This window comes from Olivibacter sp. 47 (assembly GCF_030372825.1).
In the GTDB taxonomy this organism is placed as follows: Bacteria; Bacteroidota; Bacteroidia; order Sphingobacteriales; family Sphingobacteriaceae; genus Olivibacter; species Olivibacter oleidegradans.
Map to the genome: position 1 here is coordinate 6,131,527 of NZ_JAUCNR010000001.1, position 17,392 is coordinate 6,148,918.

The following is a 17,392-nucleotide window of genomic DNA, read 5'->3' on the forward strand; positions in this document are numbered from 1 at the left end:
ATCAAAAATATGATGTGCAAGAAACGATTTCTTTTCATGTTGGCAATATTTTCTTTTCAATTATTATTTGCCCAGCGGAAGACGGCTAATCAGCCTAATATCGTCCTCATCATTGCCGATGATATTGGTTGGGGCGATATTGGCTGCTATGGCAACAAGGATGTAAGAACGCCTAATATTGACGCCTTAGGTTCTGCCGGGTTAGTATTTAAGAACATGTATCTTACAACCAGCAGTTGTAGCCCCAGTAGAAGCAGCATCATTACCGGCCGGTATCCACATAATACGGGGGCGCCGGAACTACATGATCCGCTCCCGGCAAGGCAAATCATGTTTCCGGAGATACTCAGAAAAGCAGGATATTATACAGCACTTTCGGGCAAAAACCATATGGGCCCCGCTGTAAAAAAAGCATTTGATATGATTTCATCAGGTAAGGGCCCCGGTGCGGAGGAAGACTGGGTGTCTATCCTTCAAAACCGACCTGAGAACAAACCCTTTTTTATGTGGTTTGCTTCGCACGATGCGCACCGCGACTGGCAGTTCGATGAACGGGGTATAACACACGATCCGGAAAAGTTAAAGGTGCCGCCCATGTTATACGACGGCCCTGAAACGCGCAAAGATTTGGCGGCCTATTACCATGAGATTTCCCGTCTCGACTACTATGTTGGAAAGGTGGTGGAAGAACTTAAACATCAAGGCATTCTTGAAAATACCTATATCATTTTTATGAGTGATAACGGGAGCCCTTTTCCGCGCAACAAAGTGAGATTATATGATAGCGGTATAAAAAGCCCTTTTATTATGATCGGCCCTGGCATAAATATCGCAGAGAATAGCTCCTTATTTAGCGCCATTGATATCGCCCCTACCATGCTGGACATAGCAGGAATCGCTACAACAGATAAGCGAATACAGGGAAAAAGCTTTTTCGGGGTGCTACAAGGCCGCGAACAGATGATACGTGATTTTGTTTTTGCTGAACATAACTGGCACGTGTTTCAAGGTTACGAACGCATGGTTCGCTATAAGGATTGGGTATATATCCGAAATGGCTTCCCTGAAAGGCAGAACCTTGCCGGTGAATCAACGAAGATGTTCCCGGCAGGCAAAGAACTTTGGGAAGCTTATGAGAGAGGCTTGACCAATGCAGCACAGGAAGATGTTTTCCTGAAGCCGCGAAAGCCAGAAGAACTCTATAACCTATCCGGAGATACCTTTCAGTTTACCAATGTGGCAGAGGTGGGCAGTAATCAGAAGATACTAGCTTATCTGCGAAAGGTTCTTGATGAATGGATCGTAGAGACCGGTGATTCGAAGCCTCAAAACCCTACACCGGATCGGGACGATGTGGAAGGAAAACGACTTCCGGGAGCGTGGAAGAAAAGAGAGAAGCCAGGTGAACGGAACGAAGCCGATACCATAAACCGATCCGGTCCTATACTTGAAAAGGATCTCAGATAGCAAAACGATTATTTTTAATCATGCTTTCAAAAAAACTTAAATTTTCTCATAATTAAAAAACCATTCAATGAAGTATTTAAAAAAACCATTTTTGTTATTACTAACAGTATGTTCGTTTCAAATCTTATTGGCGCAAAATGTGTTGACCAACTTTCCGAAAGGATCAATGCCGACGGAAGTTGGTAAACGATTGGCTTATCATTTTATAGATGGGAGGCATGAGCTATATGCCGGGCGGTTTATCCATTATGCAGAGGTATGCACCTGGAATGGCGCTTTGGACTATGCTGTAAAAACTAATGACCAAAAGCTTATTAAACTCCTGCAGGAAAAATTTGAACCTTTTTTTACAACAGAAAGGGTATTATTGCCTCCCATGAACCATGTGGATTATAATATGTTTGGAAGTCTCGCACTCAAGCTTTATCAGATAACAAAAGAAGAGCGCTATAAAACTTTAGGACTGGCCTATGCTGATTCGCAATGGAATGTGCCAACAAATGCTAAAGCAGAGGAAAAAGCCTGGGCAGATAAGGGGTACTCCTGGCAGACACGTCTTTGGATTGACGATATGTATATGATTACGGTTGTACAAAGTGAAGCATATAAAGTGACGGGTGATCGTAAATACCTGGATCGAGCGGCAAAGGAAATGGTACTTTATTTAAATGAGTTACAGCGTCCCAATGGCCTTTTCTACCACGCTCCTGACGTCCCCTATTATTGGGCGAGAGGCGCCGGATGGATGGCAGTAGGAATGCCAAATCTGTTAAGGTTATTACCTTTAGACCATCCAGATCGATCACGTATTATGGAAGGTTATTTGACAATGATGAAGAGTTTGAAAAATTATCAGGGGGAAAGTGGTATGTGGAACCAGCTTATTGATGAACCTGATTTCTGGCCGGAAACCTCAGGAACAGGGATGTTCGCTTACGCTTTTATTGTTGGTGTGAAGGAAGGGTGGTTGGATGCGGCATCCTACGCTCCAGCTGCACGCAAAGCGTGGCTGGCGATGGTTCCTTACATTGACCAGCGTAATAATGTAACCGAGGTTTGCATCGGTACCGGCAAAAAGAATGACAAACAGTATTATCACGACCGTCCGCGAAATGCAGGAGATCTTCATGGGCAAGCACCTTACCTTTGGTGTGCAGCTGCGCTACTGGAAAAAGGCACAAAATAGTCGAACTCTCTACTAAGCTCGAAAACTTTTAGAGCACCCACTCAGTGGGTGCTTTGCCGAATTTCTTCTTAAAAGCGTGTGAAAAATGTGAAAGACTTTCAAATCCGAGATCAAGGTAGATGGCAGAGGGCTTCTTGTTCTTTCTTTCTATAAGATGTCGGGCTTCGGCCAGTCTTCTTTCTTGCAGCCAATGGCGAGGTGCCATGCCGAATATCTTATGGAAATCACGCTTGAAACTAGCCAGGCTTCTTCCTGTAAGCCCGGCAAATTTTTCAATAGGAATGTTATAATGAAAATTATTCAACATAAATTTTTCCAAATCGATCTTATAGGGCTCAGAAAAATCGAACAAAAATTCTTTGAGCTGAGGCATGGTATTAAGCAACAGATATACGACCTCTTTTACTTTTAACAAGCCTAACGTATTGATTATTTTTTCCTCAGGATGACGAATATAGGGAATAATGGATTGAAAAAAGGCCGCTAAAAAATCGTTTTCAGGGATGAGAATATTGGAAGGTCCGGCATATTTTTGTCCTATCTCAATTTGCTCTTCAAGCGCAATCTGCCGTAACAAATCTTCTTGCAGGCTTATAACAATCGTCTGATAGTCCTCATTCTCCAAGGGCGTTTTAGTAATCTCTCCCAGCTGATTTTTTCGCATTAATAACATCTGACCGCGACTCATTGAAATTTTTTGATCCGCAGTTTCCAACGTGAAATAGCCTGAAACTAGCAACACCAAGATGTTGTGCCCCAAGAATGCTCCTTTTTCCTTCCTCTTACTTGAAAGATAGGAAAAAAAATTACTCCAGGGACTATTTCGGTTGGACTCGTCATGATGTAAAGATATAAAACAGACAGAATTTATGCGTAGTCCGATTAGCGCTGTAAATAAGTACCACCGAGTATTGCATTGGGTGAAAAATGTGTATTGAGGGCGTTCATCTCCTCTGCCGTGAAGTTTATTTCCATCGCTTGCATATTCTCCGGTAGCCGGGATCTCCTGCTCATGCTTACCAATGGCATTACATGATCACCTTGCTTATTTACCCAAGCAATGGCTAGCTGCGTTGGCGTGCATTCTTTTTCTTTCGCCATTTGCTTTAAAAATTCGACTTTTTCCAGATTCCTAATCAGATTCTCTCCTTGAAAACGCGCGAAGTGATTTTGGTAGCTATCGGCCGGAAGCGGCGCTTTCATTTCACCGGTGAGTAAACCTTCGGCCGTATTGGCAAAGGCTACTACACCTATACCTAGCTCTTTAGCAGTGGGAAGCAGATCATGCTCGATTTGACGGTCAGCCAATGAATAACCTATTTCCAATGCCGACACCGGGTAAACACTATTCGCTTTTCGTAGTTGTTCGGCCGTTATTTCTGAGACACCGAGGTGACGTACCTTTCCTTCTTTAATCAGGTCTGCAATAGTTCCTATAATATCTTCTACCGGAACACTGTTATCCATTCTACAGGGTTGATAAAGATCGATGGTATCTATTCCCAACCTAACTAAAGAATAATTTATGAAATTTTTGATAGCTATGGGGCGTAAGTCGAGCCCAATCCATTGGCCTCCATAAAAGATCGCACCAAACTTGACGCTTATGAAAGCCTCATCGCGTCTATTCTTAATGGCTTTACCTACTAATAATTCGTTGTGACCACTACCATAAAAGTCGCCTGTGTTCAAAAAATTAATACCATTGTCTAAGGCCATTTGAATGGTAGCGATGCTTTCCTTTTCATCGTTCACCTGTCCTCCCCAAACGGGCGACATGCGCATACATCCTAGTCCGAGCTTGGACACAAGTGGTCCATTTTTACCTAAGGTTATCTTTGTTATTGTTGCCATTGCTGCTATTTTATGATTAACGGTATAAAGGTCCGTTTTTTTGCGCCGAGATTGCTTTCTCTTACGGCTCAATTTACTTGTCTGGACGGCTCAAGTATCGAGCTGATACGGTGTTCAACCAGTTTAAGGGGGTAAACAGTCTTTCTTGTCGTGAACCGAATTAGGATTCTGTCTTTTATGGCGTTAATGGCTTAGCCCTCATAGAAAACGGAGATACCAAAAGAGTGCAGTTTCTGCTTTTTCTGTTTGGATACCGCTATACAGGTACTGATCATAGCCTCCGAGGATAAACCCGTACTGCTTGTAGAATTTACAAGCGGCAACATTATTGTTTTGCGTCTCCAAGCGTAGTCCTGCCAACCCTTCTTGTTGTGCCCAATTAGCCGCGGCATTCATCAACAATTTTGCCGCGCCTAAACGACGCAGACTTAGATCAACCGCGAGATCATCGATGGAAGCATAGCCATTCCAAAAGTGGGAAACAGCAATGTAGCCTCTTGGTCTAAAATCGAGATCATCAACAACAAATAAGGCAGCCTCGGCATTACCGATATGCTCTTTTAAAGAGGTTGCATCAAAATCATATATTTTTTCGTACGGAACAGCAAGCGTACTTTCTATGAGATCAGATCCGTCAAAGGGTTCAATAAAAACGGACCGAACCTCAAATGCGTAAAAACCCTCTGCCAATTGAGCGACGTCTCCTTCACGCGCCTCTCTAACTTTAAAGTGCCTTGTCATCCAGAATAAGACTTGTAAAAAAAATGCAATTTAGTTAAGTTTGTGAAAACAACCGATTATGATACTAGAATCCCTAATTGCTGAATTTGAATACGAAGTAAACAGTACTAGAAAACTATTACAAGCTGTACCGGAAAGAGATATTAATTACAAACCTTCTACCATTTCATGGACAATGGGCGAGCTCGCGCAACATATCGCTACCATATATTACTGGTATGTGGGTACACTTACACAAGATGTGTACGACTTAGCGGCAGATCACCTTGAACGCGGAGAGGCGGTTGATATCAAAGCAACTATTGAACTTTTTGAAGAAAATGTGGAAAGGGCACGGGCGGCATTGAAGTCGATAAAGGAAGAAAACTTGCAAGACCCGTGGACCATGAAAGTGGGCGAACGTACGGTACTTGGACCGATGCCGCGAGGTATTGTAGCGCGAAATTTTCTTTTTAATCATATTTATCATCACCGTGGCGAATTGATTGTTTATCTTCGTGCCACCGGCAATAAGGTGCCAGGCCTTTACGGACCAACCTACGAAGAAATGACAGGGCGCTAATAAAGCCCTGTCAAGCAGATGCAACAACATAAGGTATCAAGCTAATAAAATGGATGCTTCTTGAACTAAGGATTCCATTAATCCGGCTGCATTACGATGAATAAAGCTTTGTGCGTGCTGGCCTGCCCAAAAGTTTACTAAATCTGTTTTTCCCTGCTCTAACGCAGCTTTTTTTAACGGTGCCAACAATTTTGTATGTAAGGGAAATGGCAGTACCTCTTGCTCAAAGGGGATTTCGTCAGCGATACGATTTTTGATCATCCTACCCATTCTTCCGGTAAGCGATTTCGAGACAACGGTATATCTACTCTCGTCTGAAAAAAGCTTAGCACGATGCGTCGCGGTTGCGTTACACTCTTCGCAAGCAACGAAGGCTGTGCCCAACTGTACGGCATCAGCTCCCAAATTGAATGCCGCTGCAATCCCCTTCCCATTGGATATCCCCCCCGCTGCAATGATTGGAATTTTAACCTTGGACTTCAGTTGCTGTAGAAGGGCGAACAATCCGGTAAACGACTCCTGAGGCGAGCGAAGAAAAGAAGGTCGATGCCCACCTGCTTCAAAGCCGGCAGCCACGAGGGCATCAACTCCTGCTTCTTCTAACAGAAGTGCTTCATCAAGCGTTGTGGCAGCACCCACTGTTCGAATATTCAGTCGTTTACATTCTCGAAGGATTTCAGATGATGGCGCACCGAATATAAAGCTGAATACTGTCGGCTTAATTTCGAATATAACCTCAACCTGACTTTCGAATTTGGATGGGATATCTGTGGATAAGTCTGGCATGGGAATGCTTAGTTCATCGAAATAGGGCTTGAATTGTTGCTTCACCTGTTCCACCTTTTTCACGGAATAGTCCGTCAGCCGTTCATCAACATCTGATACCCATAAATTAAAGTTATAAGGTTTATCAGTTAACCGGCGAATAGCTTTATCCGCTTCCCTTATCTCTTGAGGCGTTAACGTGTAAGCACCAAAGCTACCTAAACCGCCCGCATTAGAAACAGCTGCCAATAATTCGGGTGTTGAAAACCCTCCTCCCATTGGACCGAGTAAAATCGGGTATTTAATACCAAACAATTCGGTGATTTTTGTTTGATTCCACATTTCTATTCGTTTTTATTATGCCTTGCCCGGAATTATACTTATGCCTCTAATATATTTAAAAGTATCCTGCAATGGAATAATTTGTTAGGTTTTTACTTTTAGGTGTTATCAATTCTATATCCTTTGAATGGATAAGCCAAAATTGTCATTCTGCGTTGACGTAACGAGATTCAAGACGAACTTTACTTCACTAGAGTTCCAAAATCAATCGTGTCATGAAACCAGCCCTTTCAGTTGTATTCCTTAATGGCACTCCTATTACGAGGCCGACAGATACTGCATCGTTTAATGCCAGCTTTAGCTGTGGATGCAGTACACTATGCCATCCGGCCACATTCTTTTCCTGGTTACATTCTATTCCCAAAAAATATCCTCCATCCCATACATAATGGATACTTGTATGTAATTGATATCCTATGTAATTGTCCCCTTTACTGGAAGAAAACATCCACTCGGGTCCGGTGTACAATAAGGAGTGGACATGTTTTCCCCATCGTCTTGCTATGATTAGTATTGGATTCTCTGAGACTCCTTTCATTAATTGGTGTCGATGGCGAATAGAATAAAAAGAGTGAAAACGAAATTCATGTATAAAAGCAAATGCCATGGAAGTTTGCCAATCTTCAGACACCAAAAAGGTATACTGGTTCGCCCACTTAAGCCCTTCTATCCGATTACTCGGAACATTTGCCAACGGATCCGAATGATTTCCTTTATAAAACGAAAAATCAGTTTCCACCTCCATTCCCCATCGATTTGCGACAGCGAATTCGAACTCCGCAAACCCTCCCATTTCCTTGTATCTCCCGTTCATTCCGTAACTCAAACCGATGTTAATCTCTTTTTCTCCTTTGTGAGCGCCGAGATCACGTATTAAATCCATATAAAGTGGTTCGGCATGCTTTAGCTTTAGCGGTAATGTACCTGACTCCACTTGGGCACAGCTGTTTTTGGTAGTCGCAAGCAGCAACATCAATAGTATCCATTTTATCATCCAATGTTCCTTTGTTTAATGGCAAGCTTAGAAAGGGAAACTGGAAAGAAGTTGGAATTGCGTAAATCTCTTTTATTTTATTTAGGTGTGTTACAAGAATAAATCCTCTCAAAAAAAAGAAAGGCGACCTAAGCCGCCTTTCCTATCTATTAGGTTTGATGCTATGCCATCGCAGCAGATATACCGTATCGCTGTGATTGACGAGCTAATGCAGTATTATACTCCTCAAGTAACGAAATATATTTATCTTTCCAATACGATACCTCCTCCACATGTTGGATAGAATCGTGGAACACTTCTTTTTTGCGTTCGAACTCCATTTGAAAATCTTCGGAGTTGAAAAGCTCGGGGAATTCCCGCGAAAAATCGTGGCGTAGTGTTACACCGATCTTGAAAATAATCTCTGATTTAACTCGTGGTTGCCCGAACCAGTTATAAATTGATCTTCTATTCACTTTCATCAAACGACTTAACTCACTAATACTGTAACCGTTGCGCCTAATTACCATTTCGATAATTTCGCCATAATGTTTGTCCATAGGTATGCTTTTATTTCAGTAGCACAAAGGTGAGAAATAAAGTAAAAAGTAACAGAAGGATTAATACCTAAATTAACACAGGAAATTTCCTGTTTTTGAGAAAAAATGCTGAAACTTTCATTTGATTTCGCCTCAATATCACAAATCCGCAAAGCAGGCACATAAAATTTGTGAGCAGATTAAAACAAAAAACCCAATAAAGAAACAGATTCGCTATTTCCTTTATAGTTTTAAGATTTTTTTGTAGAACTAAAAACAATACATCAACTTGACGGTTAATTATTAACAATAAATTTTGTTTTTACTAGTTATAAAGCTCCTCGAAAGAGGGGCTTTTGCGTTATTAACCCTACATCGATCCATGCGGCCGGTAATCGTATTTATTTTGATCTCTAGTACTACATCAAAGGCAACTATTTTCATGGCCGTTAACCTAGTAATTACAAATGGAGAAACGATCCATCGCACCAAAAATGATTATAAGGATTAATATATTTCCATAACTTTGTAAGTCACTTATCGGTTACCTCATGAAAGAACTTAAAGTATCCATGCTCATAAAAAAATACCAACGCCTGATTGAGTTGGAACCCAACGAACTCAAAAGAAATATTTATCAAGCAGTTTTAGAGGATCTGATGAGTTTACTTGAAAATAAAGTAGCTCCCAAATGATAATAACACAAAAAAAGTTCTATCTCGGAGCCCATAGGATCTTCCCTTTACCGAAAGGCAACGGATATTCATGCGGTTGGTACGCTGGGACCTGTCCAAATCAACCTCCAACAATGTCTAATTCACACCCGTTATAATCGACCGTAGGCTAGTAGTTTTGTACATTGACAAACGAATTTTAAAAGAACATTTGTAAAAAAACAAATGAACGACTTAGTCCCTTTAGTCTATGAAAATGAAATCGGCTGAATTTATTGCACTCTCCGCTTGCACGATGATGCTTACCGCCTTGGGAATTGATATTATGCTGCCCGCATTTAGTGAAATTCGGAAACATTTTGGCCTCGCTGCGGAATCAAACGCCACGGCGCAAATAATAGTATTCTTTTTTATGGGGCAGATTGCACAACTCGTTTTCGGTGCACTTTCTGATCGTTTTGGCAGATTAATTATTTTGCGAATTGGATTTCCTCTATATATTATCGGCGGCATTGCTGCAACTTATGCACCCAGCCTAAGCATTATGTTAGTCGCCCGCTTTATAGCCGGAATGGGAGCATCAGCTGTTTTTATGACCGCGATCGCCGGTGTGAGGGACCGGTTTGTTGGCGATAAAATGGCTAGCATCTTATCGCTGATCTTCACCATATTTTTGTTCACACCTGTTTTTGCTCCCTTCTTAGGTCTGGCGATTCTATCTTTTTCGACTTGGCGTGCCGTATTCTTAACACCACCCTTATTTGCGGTTGTAGTATTTGTTTGGTCATTGCGGATGGAAGAGTCGCTGCCGCTTGAGAAACGCAGTAAACTGAACTGGAACACTATCAGTCAATCCATACGATCCATTCTTAGCAATAGCGTATTTCTAAGATATACAGCAGTTACCACGTTTCTTTTCACAGGTTTAAGTTCTTGGGTTTCTAGCTCTGAACATATTTTGGGAGAAATATACGGAAGACCGGAACTATTTGCATGGATCTTTGCAAGCGTTGGTTTTATTGCTGCCTTATCAGCACTTACTAATTCACGGCTTTCATCTAAGTTTGGCGCAAGACGAACCATACGAGGGCTGTTGATTGTTTACAGCCTCGTAGGAGCATTATTGCTTGCCTGCACCTTTGCTTGGGGAGATCCGCCACAGATGACTTTATTTTTTATTGCCATTGCTTTATTGGTTGGCCTTAATTTAGCAGTTGAACCAAACAGTAGTGCATTGGCAATGGAACCAATGGGCGACAGGGCAGGAATGGCATCGGCTATATATGGAACTTCATTCTTTTTCATTGGGGCGGCCTTGGGCTCGTTTATAAGCAATCTGCTGGCCAACACGGTATTCCCATTGATTGCCTCCTTTTTTTTAATTGGAATTGTTACCCTTGCTTTAGTATTCGGAGATAAACGGCCAAGCACGGCCCGGTCTTAATCGTGTTAAGTTGCTGCCAATAAAAACACTTCTCCACTCGCAGGCAAAAGCTGATCAGCTCTGTCTTTGAAATAGGTTTGCTCCATCTCTTTAGTAGAAAATACCCGCGCCTCCTTAAAACCTGCTTCCTTAGCTAAGGCCAACACCTCATGTGGTGCAAAAAAACTCACAAATGGTGTTCCTGCTTCACGGGCGCCCTTTTCCGCTATTTGTTGTAAAGGTTTGTCTTCCTCATCCATTAATGCTAGCGGTAAATAGAAAGTCATAGCAAGTTGCGAGCCCGTGGCGAGTGAAGCGATCTGCTTCAGGGTGGATACAATAGCTTCCCTAGTAAGATATAGGGTTACACCTGTACAAACCACTACGGCAGCTTTATTCGCGTTAAATTTTGATTTTAGCAGTTCTTCCAACCACGAGGTGGCTTCAAAATCGACCGGTACAAAGTGTAAATAATCGGGTATATTATACCCTAAATCAATAAGCCGCTTTTGTTTCCATGCTAGCGTACTTGGTTGGTCTATCTCAAACACTTGAAGCTTGGACGCAATATCCGGCCTGCGTTGTACGAAGGTATCGAGCCCGGCACCAAGAATTACATACTGCTGAATACCGTGCGCACTTTGGTCAATGATTAAGTCCTCAATGAAACGGGCGCGGGCAACAATTGAAGCGCGAAGACGCTTCGTAAATTCCGGATGCATGTGGGGTCGTTCCCGCCAACCGGCATCGGGTGCAACGAGCCTCAATCCTAGGTCATCTTCTATTATAGGCGGTTTTCCGTCCACTTCTAAATGTAAAGCTCTCCATAAAGCGGTTCTTACCGCCGTATTATCCGGTTCCATTATCTTTTGTTCCATATGTTTTTTCCTTTCTGCATGGGAGCTAAGTCCAACCAGTTAATGGTATTTTTCATGCTTTTAAATTTTCAATTCACAGCGTGCAAAAATAACGCCTCTGAACTTTTGAAAATTGTAAAAAACCGACACGACTTGTTTAGGGTCTCCATTCGGGAAAGCCCGGCATACGTTCCGCAGCATCTCTTTTATATATCTTGGGGCTTACTCCCGAAAACCGTTTAAAATCGTGAATAAAATGGGATTGGTCGAAATAGTCAAGCGAATACGCAATATCTGTTAATGAAGCACCGCTGCGCTCTTTCAACAATGTAATTGATCGTTGGAAACGCATTATACGGATGTATAACTTTGGACTAATGCCAATATAGCTTTGAAAAAGGCGTTCCAATGAACGTTCAGATAGGTTAAGCTTGTTCAAAAGATGAGGAATGTTACCCCCTCTCTGCAATATCTCTATGGCATAGGTCAGCATTGTACCCGAATCTTGACGACGACCCGCAAGCCTGTTAAAACAGGTAAAAAGACAATTTGCTTGTTCTTCCAGCGAATCAGCATGGAGCAACTGTTCGGTCAAAGAGGTTTTAATCAGATCATGAATATTTATATGCTCGTCCCTTAGCTCGTTGGCATTCAGATTGAATAAACTTTTAAGGGCCGTCGGTCGAAAATTTATACCGCTTAGCTGAATACGCCCTTTCGCTTGTAAATTTCCATAGTGCGTTGCTTGGCCAAAAATAAACAACTGTGGTAATCGCTCCCCTCCAAAACCAGTAAATACGGCGGGATCTCGCTGAAAAATGAGTCCGGGAAAGCCACTGGACATAACCGTAAATACCCTTTGTGACATATCATCGACGGGTGCTTCCAAAGACCATAGGCAACTAATATATCGTGCTAACGATGGCGGCGGCGCTATTGTCCGATAATTCATATTCTAAACTTTGCTTTGCTAAAATACGGGATCAAAAAAAATAAAAAAAGAGCGGATACCCATAAGGCCGGATTTAACGCTTTAATAAGAGAACGTTGATCTTTAACAAAGACGCATGATCTCCATTAACTGTTGACATCAATGGCCTTTCAAAGAAATCGGTACAATTTATTCACATAATAAGTATCTTTCTTTCGTAATTTCATGTAGGTGTATTTATTATTTTTACCTGCAAATAAGTTTCATCGGCTATAGTAGTAAGTATCACGAATGCCTCAAAAGCCACAAATAACATGAAAAGAAAACCGAAAATAAATCATATAATACCACTTCTTGTCTTGACTTTTTTGCTATCTTATTTTAGAACGCTTGCGCAAGATCGTCCGAATATTATTGTGATCTTGGCAGACGATTTAGGATATGCCGACTTAGGGTGTTATGGAAGTGAAATTCCAACACCAAACCTGGATAATTTAGCTAAACGAGGTATCCGCTTTACCAATTTCTATAATACTGCTCGCTGTTGCCCTTCTCGTGCGACTTTGCTTACAGGCGTTTACGCTCACCAAGCCGGTATTGGGCACATGATGGACGACAAAGGGCCTGAACATCCGGGATATCGCGGACAGCTGAATGATCACACAATCACCATCGCCGAATTATTGAAAAACGCAGGCTATTTTACCGCTATGACCGGCAAATGGCATGTCGGCCAGCCTCATGGCGTAGTTCCCTGGAAGAGAGGCTTCGATCGTTCACTGAATGCACCGGCAGGTGGTTTTTACTACGGTAACGGAAAGAACGCAAAACTTTTTTTAAATGGCCGTGCATTAGACAATAACGCTAAAGAATTACCTAAGAACTGGTACTCAACCGACTTATGGACAGACTATGGATTGCGCTTCATTGATGAAGCTATTTCAGAAAAAAAGCCCTTCTTATTATATCTGGCGCACAATGCTCCCCACTTTCCATTACAGGCTCCGGCTGCTGAAATTGAAAAATTTAAAGGTAAATATATGAAAGGTTGGGATGCATTACGACGGGAACGCTATGAAAAACAAAAGAAACTTGGGCTGATTGATCCGTCTTGGAAATTGCCACCATTCAACCCTAATGTACCTAAATGGGAAACCCTCAGTAAGAAAGAAAAAGAAAAGTATGATCACATCATGGCTATTTACGCCGCTGTAATAACGCATCTTGATAAAAGTATTGGTGATTTGGTATCGGGACTGGAAAAAAGGGGTGTATTGGACAACACACTGATTCTTTTTATATCCGATAATGGAGGAAACGCAGAACCGGGCTATGAAGCTAAGTACGAAGGCCCTGATCCTGGATCCTCACAGTCGACCGTGTTTTTAGGACAAGGGTGGGCGGAAGCTGCCTGTACACCATTTTGGTCATATAAGCATCATACCCATGAGGGAGGGATTTCTTCTCCTGCCATTATTTCCTGGCCAAATGGCATTCCTACCTCGCGAAATGGAGCGTTTGAGCGGCAATCTGCGCATATTGTAGACATACTAGCAACGCTCGCTGAGATCGGCAGGGCCGACTACCCGAACAGCTGGAAAGGAAAGGCAATTTTACCGCCTGAAGGGATTAGTTTAAAACCTATCTTAGCTGGTCAAAGACTTAAAAGATCGCAGCCCATCTTTTGGGAACACGAAGGGAATAAGGCTGTACTAGATGGCAGATGGAAGCTTGTTGCCGAGTGGCCTGAAACATGGCAACTCTATGATCTACAAGCCGACCGCACCGAATTGCACAACTTGATATTGGAAGAACCGGAAGTGGCCGGGCGCTTAAAACAACAATATGAATCGTGGTTTAAGCGTGTAGGCGCCGAAGCATGGGATAAAGGAGTGAAGTGGTTCTATGATTATGAAAAAGCGAAAAGCGAAACAATAAAATAATTTATACTCGCCTACAATTTGTATCTTTCATGTATCAAAAAGTGACTTTATGAACTTCTTAATTTTTTTTACGCTGATTCTTTTTACGGCAACGGGCTACGCCCAGCAACCCGAGCAAACAACATCAAAAAAGATTCATCAATTAAGAATCTATGAGATTTTTGATCATAATAAAGACGCATTTCATAAAAGATTTAACGATCATGCGCTGCGTATCATGAAGTCTTATAACTTTCATATTTTAGGTATGTGGGAAGCTAAAACTGATGATAAAACTAAATTTATCTATTTATTAGAATGGCCTGATACGCAAACGATGGAAAGCTCTTGGAGTAAATTCATGGCAGATGAAGAATGGAAAAACATTAAACAGGAAACGGGAAAAACGCATGGTGTTATGGTCGGCGAAATTGAAGATATAAGAATGAATTCTGTCCCTTATTTCCCTACCTCCGGTTTATCCAACCACTTCACTCGTGGCAACTGATCAATACTAAAGGATATTCCCTGCATTAGGGCCTAGGTGTGCAGTACCGGCTAAAAGATAATTGAGAATTTCTTTTAAAAAAAATTGCGTAGCTAAATAACTACACATATATTTGTAGTCAAATAGCTACATGATGAACTTAAGAAGAGACGTATTCCAAGCCATAGCTGATCCAACCAGAAGGGCTATACTTTTATTGCTTGCTTCGCAATCGATGACTGCAGGCACCATCGCTTCCAACTTTGATACCGCCAGGCCGACCGTTTCCAAACATCTTCAAATACTTACAGCGTGCGAATTGCTTGCTCAAGAGCAAAATGGAAGAGAGATTTACTATCACTTAAACCCTCGAAAGATGAAAGAAATTGCGGATTTTATTGAACAATTCAGGCAATTATGGGAGGATCGATTCGACAAGCTCGAGCATATTATGAAAAACTACAAAATAGATCAATAAGAATTATGAAATATAAGACGCAGGTGCATGCCGTAGATGGTAAGCAGGAATTAATGATTACGAGAGAATTTGATTTACCTCTAGAACTTCTTTTTAAGGCTCATGTAGAGCCTGAAATTGTTAAACAGTGGATGGGAACGAATGTATTAAAGCTTGAAGGTAAAAAGCATGGTAGTTGGCAATTCGAAACGAGAGATGAGCAGGGAAACGTTCTTTTTCGGGCCAACGGAACAATCCACGCGTTTATTCCAAACCAAAAAATCATACGGACATTCGAAATGGAAAATGCACCTTTTGACGTTCAACTTGAGTTTCTGGAATTTGAACAACTTACGGTCGACACAAGCAAACTCACGATACACACAATATTTAGATCGGTAGCTCTTCGCGACGAAATGCTAAAGTTACCTTTTGCCCAAGGCATTAACATGGCACATAACCGTCTACAAAACATGGTAAACAAATTAAAACAAGAAAGATGAATATGCTAAATCGCTCCGCTGGCAAAGCACGAAAAATTACTTATTGGATTGCTACACTTTGGCTTTCATTGGGAATGCTTTCGACCGGAATTGTCCAATTAATAAAAATAAAAGAGGAGGTCGATGTGACATTACATTTAGGCTATCCGATCTATTTATTAACAATAATAGGTATTTGGAAAATTTTAGGTGTTGTAACGGTGCTTATTCCTAAATTTGCTTTATTAAAGGAATGGGCTTATGCAGGTTTTTTCTTTGCTATGTCGGGAGCGATATTTTCTCACATAGCATCCGGCGATCCGGTGAAAGAAATATTTCCGCCGCTACTTCTTTTAGTTTTAACGGTAATATCTTGGTATTTCAGACCGGCGGAGAGAACGCTTGTCACAGCTAACCGATAATCGAATAGACCTAGTATGCTACCGCAGACTATTAAAAAACTAAAAAAAACATGAATCCTAAAGTTGATTTCTTCTTCAATGAGGAACAAAAGTGGCAAAACGCATTTAAAAGACTAAGAACGATTATACTTGACTGTCAGCTAAGCGAAGAACTGAAGTGGGGTAATCCTTGTTACACGTTCCGAAACACTTCTCCTGATAACCAAGAAAGAAACATCGTTTTAATCCACGGATTTAAAGAATATTGCGCCCTTCTGTTTTTCAAAGGAGCTCTCTTGCAGGACATCAACGGCATCTTAATTCAGCAAACAGAAAATGTGCAGGCAGCGCGCCAAATCCGATTCACGCATGTGCAACAGATAATCGAGATGGAAGCCCTCATAAAGGCTTACATCTATGAAGCGATTGAAGTAGAAAAAGCAGGATTGAAAGTAAATTTCAAAAAGACTGCGGATTTTACAATCCCGGACGAATTTCTGCATAAGCTAAATAAAACACCGGTTTTGAAAGCTGCATTTGAAGCATTGACGCCAGGCCGGCAAAGAGCCTATATCTTTCATTTTTCTCAGCCTAAACAGGCGAAGACAAGAGAAGCGAGGATTGAAAAGTGTATACCACTAATACTGGAGGGAAAAGGATTAAACGATTAATATGTTGGTTTGATGCTTTCTGAAGTCGTAAACTAAATCATCTTAATTGAACTGAATAACAAAGCAAAAATAATATGGCAAATAATACAAAGAGGTTGTCTAAAGAGCAATCTGAAGAGCTATTCAAGACATTGAAAATGCGCTTTGAAAAAAATATGCAACGTCATAAGAATCTTGACTGGACAAAAATACAGGCACGATTGGAGGGAAATCCTGAAAAGCTCTGGTCTCTACATGAAATGGAAGTGACTGAAGGTGAACCGGACGTTGTCGGCTTAGATCAAACTACAGATGAATACATCTTTTTTGATTGTTCAGCGGAAAGCCCAAAGGGGCGTCGAAGCATTTGCTATGACCGCGTCGCACTGGATTCAAGAAAAGAACATAAACCGAAAAATAGCGCGATGGATATGGCTGCTGAAATGGGTATTGAAATGTTAACGGAAGAACAGTATCGCTCCTTACAGGAGCTTGGAAAGTTCGACATGAAGACATCCAGCTGGATAATAACACCCGAAAATATTCGAAAACTTGGCGGTGCTCTTTTTTGCGATCGTCGGTATGACCATGTCTTTGTATATCACAATGGTGCCGACTCTTATTATGCTGCTAGGGGTTTTCGTGGTTCGCTTAGGATCTAATTTGATTTAGAGGGCAA

The 17,392-nt window shown here is 41.6% G+C and carries 20 protein-coding genes; 12 read left to right on the top strand and 8 right to left on the bottom strand.

Annotation, left to right across the window (positions count from 1 at the left end):
* Nucleotides 1-9 precede the first annotated feature (9 nt).
* A complete protein-coding gene (locus QT327_RS26580) occupies nt 10-1,467 on the top strand; it encodes a sulfatase family protein (RefSeq protein WP_149105092.1) in 1,458 nt (485 codons plus the stop codon).
* Between the two features lie 67 nt (nt 1,468-1,534).
* On the top strand, nt 1,535-2,653 hold the full coding sequence (locus QT327_RS26585; protein ID WP_130854880.1) for a glycoside hydrolase family 88/105 protein: 1,119 nt from the start codon (nt 1,535-1,537) through the stop codon (nt 2,651-2,653).
* Nucleotides 2,654-2,681: 28 nt separating this feature from the next.
* Here QT327_RS26585 and QT327_RS26590 read toward each other — a convergent pair whose 3' ends face one another.
* The 3 genes from QT327_RS26590 to QT327_RS26600 all read right to left on the bottom strand — a co-directional run bounded on the left by QT327_RS26590 (nt 2,682) and on the right by QT327_RS26600 (nt 5,248).
* Complete coding sequence (locus tag QT327_RS26590; RefSeq protein WP_502910554.1) at nt 2,682-3,395, bottom strand: helix-turn-helix domain-containing protein; 714 nt, start codon at nt 3,393-3,395, stop codon at nt 2,682-2,684.
* 140 nt (nt 3,396-3,535) lie between these two features.
* Complete coding sequence (locus QT327_RS26595; RefSeq protein WP_130854878.1) at nt 3,536-4,507, bottom strand: aldo/keto reductase; 972 nt, start codon at nt 4,505-4,507, stop codon at nt 3,536-3,538.
* 198 nt (nt 4,508-4,705) lie between these two features.
* Complete coding sequence (locus QT327_RS26600) at nt 4,706-5,248, bottom strand: GNAT family N-acetyltransferase (protein WP_130854877.1); 543 nt, start codon at nt 5,246-5,248, stop codon at nt 4,706-4,708.
* A gap of 58 nt (nt 5,249-5,306) precedes the next feature.
* Here QT327_RS26600 and QT327_RS26605 point away from each other — a divergent pair, with 58 nt between their 5' ends.
* Nucleotides 5,307-5,810, top strand: coding sequence for a DinB family protein (locus tag QT327_RS26605; protein WP_130854876.1), 504 nt, complete (start codon nt 5,307-5,309; stop codon nt 5,808-5,810).
* Nucleotides 5,811-5,846: 36 nt separating this feature from the next.
* On the opposite strand, the gene QT327_RS26610 is transcribed toward QT327_RS26605, so the two are convergent.
* The 3 genes from QT327_RS26610 to QT327_RS26620 form a co-directional block, all read right to left on the bottom strand.
* Nucleotides 5,847-6,917 (bottom strand): NAD(P)H-dependent flavin oxidoreductase, encoded by a 1,071-nt coding sequence (locus QT327_RS26610; RefSeq protein WP_130854875.1) that lies wholly within the window; start codon nt 6,915-6,917, stop codon nt 5,847-5,849.
* Between the two features lie 190 nt (nt 6,918-7,107).
* Nucleotides 7,108-7,911: an HAEPLYID family protein gene (locus tag QT327_RS26615; RefSeq protein WP_130854874.1), complete on the bottom strand. Its 804-nt coding sequence runs from the start codon at nt 7,909-7,911 to the stop codon at nt 7,108-7,110.
* A gap of 161 nt (nt 7,912-8,072) precedes the next feature.
* Nucleotides 8,073-8,450, bottom strand: coding sequence for a hypothetical protein (locus QT327_RS26620; protein WP_013664252.1), 378 nt, complete (start codon nt 8,448-8,450; stop codon nt 8,073-8,075).
* A 530-nt stretch (nt 8,451-8,980) separates the two neighbouring features.
* Between QT327_RS26620 and QT327_RS26625 the strand changes: the two genes are divergently transcribed.
* Entirely contained in the window at nt 8,981-9,124 is a 144-nt protein-coding gene (locus QT327_RS26625) for a hypothetical protein (RefSeq protein ID WP_157622183.1), read from the top strand.
* Nucleotides 9,125-9,353: 229 nt separating this feature from the next.
* The gene (locus QT327_RS26630) at nt 9,354-10,547 is read left to right on the top strand and encodes an MFS transporter (protein ID WP_149105093.1); all 1,194 of its coding nucleotides are present in this window, start codon (nt 9,354-9,356) and stop codon (nt 10,545-10,547) included.
* Between the two features lie 5 nt (nt 10,548-10,552).
* On the opposite strand, the gene QT327_RS26635 is transcribed toward QT327_RS26630, so the two are convergent.
* Entirely contained in the window at nt 10,553-11,404 is an 852-nt protein-coding gene (locus QT327_RS26635; RefSeq protein ID WP_149105094.1) for a class I SAM-dependent methyltransferase, read from the bottom strand.
* Nucleotides 11,405-11,540: 136 nt separating this feature from the next.
* Nucleotides 11,541-12,335, bottom strand: coding sequence for an AraC family transcriptional regulator (locus QT327_RS26640; protein ID WP_149105095.1), 795 nt, complete (start codon nt 12,333-12,335; stop codon nt 11,541-11,543).
* Nucleotides 12,336-12,628: 293 nt separating this feature from the next.
* Here QT327_RS26640 and QT327_RS26645 point away from each other — a divergent pair, with 293 nt between their 5' ends.
* The 7 genes from QT327_RS26645 to QT327_RS26675 all read left to right on the top strand — a co-directional run bounded on the left by QT327_RS26645 (nt 12,629) and on the right by QT327_RS26675 (nt 17,375).
* Nucleotides 12,629-14,257, top strand: coding sequence for an arylsulfatase (locus QT327_RS26645; protein ID WP_246860239.1), 1,629 nt, complete (start codon nt 12,629-12,631; stop codon nt 14,255-14,257).
* 49 nt (nt 14,258-14,306) lie between these two features.
* Entirely contained in the window at nt 14,307-14,744 is a 438-nt protein-coding gene (locus QT327_RS26650; RefSeq protein ID WP_013664258.1) for an NIPSNAP family protein, read from the top strand.
* Between the two features lie 133 nt (nt 14,745-14,877).
* On the top strand, nt 14,878-15,201 hold the full coding sequence (locus QT327_RS26655; RefSeq protein WP_041387956.1) for an ArsR/SmtB family transcription factor: 324 nt from the start codon (nt 14,878-14,880) through the stop codon (nt 15,199-15,201).
* A gap of 5 nt (nt 15,202-15,206) precedes the next feature.
* Nucleotides 15,207-15,683 (top strand): SRPBCC domain-containing protein, encoded by a 477-nt coding sequence (locus QT327_RS26660; RefSeq protein ID WP_041387097.1) that lies wholly within the window; start codon nt 15,207-15,209, stop codon nt 15,681-15,683.
* Nucleotides 15,680-16,084, top strand: coding sequence for a DoxX family protein (locus QT327_RS26665; RefSeq protein ID WP_149105096.1), 405 nt, complete (start codon nt 15,680-15,682; stop codon nt 16,082-16,084). Before QT327_RS26660 ends, QT327_RS26665 begins: the two co-directional genes overlap by 4 nt.
* A gap of 50 nt (nt 16,085-16,134) precedes the next feature.
* The gene (locus QT327_RS26670; protein WP_013664262.1) at nt 16,135-16,734 is read left to right on the top strand and encodes a YdeI/OmpD-associated family protein; all 600 of its coding nucleotides are present in this window, start codon (nt 16,135-16,137) and stop codon (nt 16,732-16,734) included.
* 74 nt (nt 16,735-16,808) lie between these two features.
* Complete coding sequence (locus QT327_RS26675) at nt 16,809-17,375, top strand: DUF4256 domain-containing protein (RefSeq protein ID WP_130854868.1); 567 nt, start codon at nt 16,809-16,811, stop codon at nt 17,373-17,375.
* The last annotated feature ends 17 nt before the right edge of the window (nt 17,376-17,392 follow it).